2 protein-coding genes are annotated in these 2568 nt (G+C 66.2%); both read right to left on the bottom strand.

The features are described 5' to 3' along the window. Nucleotides 1-72: 72 nt before the first annotated feature. The gene (dbpA, locus tag ACYP33_RS24295; protein WP_459624256.1) at nucleotides 73-1473 is read right to left on the bottom strand and encodes an ATP-dependent RNA helicase DbpA; all 1401 of its coding nucleotides are present in this window, start codon (nucleotides 1471-1473) and stop codon (nucleotides 73-75) included. Nucleotides 1474-1486: 13 nt separating this feature from the next. Beyond that, a complete protein-coding gene (locus tag ACYP33_RS24290) occupies nucleotides 1487-1669 on the bottom strand; it encodes a hypothetical protein (protein ID WP_206129094.1) in 183 nt (60 codons plus the stop codon). Nucleotides 1670-2568 lie beyond the last annotated feature (899 nt).

The following is a 2568-nucleotide window of genomic DNA, read 5'->3' as shown; positions in this document are numbered from 1 at the left end:
ATCCCGCACGGCCCCGTCGAACCCGCGCCGCGCCCGCGCGCACGAGGCGGCGGGCGCGGCGCGCAACGCGGCTTACTCGTCGTCCATCAGGCGGACCTTGACCTTCTTGCCCTTGACCTTGCCGCCGTTGAGCTTGCGCAGCGCATCGCGCGCGACGCTGCGCTCCACCGCCACGTAGGTCGAGAATTCGGTCACGTTGATCTTGCCGATCTGCGCGCCGGAGAAGCCGGCGTCGCCGGTCAGCGCGCCGAGCACGTCGCCCGGGCGGATCTTCTCCTTCTTGCCGCCGAGGATCTGCAGCGTTTCCATCGGCGGCAGCAGCGGTTCGTTGCTGGCCGGCGTGAGCGAGGCCAGCGGCGCCCATTCGACTTCACGCCCCTGCGCCTGCTCGATGCCGCCCACGCGGCCCATCTCGTTCATGCTGGCGAGACTGAGCGCCCAGCCTTCCTGATCGGCGCGGCCGGTGCGGCCGATGCGGTGCACGTGCACTTCCGGGTCGGGCGTCACGTCCACGTTGATCACGGCTTCGAGCTGGGCGATGTCGAGGCCGCGCGCGGCCACGTCGGTCGCCACCAGCACCGAGCAACTGCGGTTGGCGAACTGGATCAGCACCTGGTCGCGCTCGCGCTGGTCGAGCTCGCCGTGCAGCGCGAGCGCGTGGAAGCCCTGCGCGCTCAGCACGTCGAGCAGGTCGCGGCACTGCTGCTTGGTGTTGCAGAACGCGATCGTGCTGGCCGGCCGGTAATGGTTCAGCAACTGGCCCACGGCGTGCAGGCGCTCGTTGTCGTCCACCTCGTAAAAACGCTGACGGATCTTGCGCGCGTCGTGCTGCTCGACCAGCTTGATTTCCTTCGGGTTGCGAAGGAACTGGCGACTCAGCTTGGCGATGCCGTCCGGGTAGGTGGCCGAGAACAGCAGCGTGAGCCGCTCGGACGGGCATTGGCGCACGACGATGGCGATGTCGTCGAAGAAGCCCATGTCGAGCATGCGGTCCGCTTCGTCGAGCACCAGCGTGTTGAGCGCGCCGAGCGCGAGCGTGCCGCGTTCGAGGTGATCCATGATGCGGCCGGGCGTGCCGACCACGATATGCGCGCCGTGCTCCAGGCTGGCGGCCTGCGGGCGCATCGGCGTGCCGCCGCACAGCGTCAGCACCTTGATGTTTTCCTCGGCGCGCGCGAGGCGGCGGATTTCCTGGGCGACCTGGTCGGCCAGTTCGCGGGTCGGGCACAGGATCATCGCCTGCACGTCGAAGCGGCGCGTGTCGAGGCGCGCGAGCAGCGCGAGCGAGAACGCGGCGGTCTTGCCGCTGCCGGTCTTGGCTTGCGCAATCAGATCCTGGCCGGCGAGCGCGACCGGCAGGCTGGCGGCCTGGATCGGCGTCATCTCGGTGTAGCCGAGCTGCTCGAGGTTGGCGAGCATCGCGGGCGCGAGCGCGAGCTCGCTGAACGGGCGGGCGGGTGTGGCTTGGGTCATCGTGGCTCCTGGCTCAGAACGGGCGGCCTTCGATCTGCTCGTAGACGGGGTTGCCGTCCTCGTCGTCGTAGCGATACAGATAGTTGCGCGCGCCGCACAGCGGGCAGCGGAACAGGTCGCCCTGGCCCTCGTCCTTGATGACGACGTCGGCGAGTTCCCACGGCGTGCCGCAGCTCTGATTTCTGCAAGTAAACAAGTTCTTCTCCAACGGGATGCGGGGGCGCCCCGGCTGGCCGGGAGGCGGACGTGCGCCGCGCGGCAGCCGCCCGCGGCAACCTGGCGGAAGCCGGATCGGGGCGGGTGGGCGTGGAGCGGGGCGTCGGGGCGCGGATGGAATGGAGGCGATCGGTCGATCGCGCGTGCCGCGATTTTAACGGATGCGCGCGCGGAGGCCGGCGATTTCGATTCCCCCTAAGCGGCAGACTGGAAATGATTTGTAAGACTGTTGCGGCGACGCACGGCTCACGGTATTCTCCGGACCCAACCCACCCTGCATTCGAGTGCGTCGCTCGCACCCTGCAGGGCCGCCCACCGGCTCCTGGCCGGCGCACCCCACAACGAGAACCTGAGAGACGGCGCGGCAGCGCGAACCGGGTTTCCCTGCTCCGCGCGGCGAAACCGTTCCATGCAGCTCCCGCCGGCGCGGCACGACCGCGCAACATCATCGTTGCGGCAATCAGACAGTTCACGATTGCCATTTTTCAGAAGCCGCTATCGCGGCTTTTCTTTTTTCCGGCGAATGGCGCGGGCCGCGCGGCATTCGATTTATTTCGCGCCCGATCGGAATACGCCATTCGAGCGGTCGGTCTATTTACACGTACCGCTCGATAAGGTTTTCAAATGCAGAAAACCATTCGAATGACGCCCGACTATTGTTGGTAGAAACCCGAGAGCGCCTGTTGGCAAGGCACTGGGCGAATCCACATGGCATGTTGCGATACACAATATCGCTGCATTGCCTGCGATATAAATGCGCATTTATCACGCATCGCCATTTCGTTTATGTAGAATGACATCCCGACAGTTTACGAATTGAAGTGGGCATCGCGAAACACACCGGACAACGAATCATTTGAACCCGCCGGTGCGATGCCC

The organism is Burkholderia sp. 3C (genome assembly GCF_054589155.1).
Note: the sequence above shows the minus strand (reverse complement) of the source record. Positions and strands in the feature narration are given on the sequence as shown.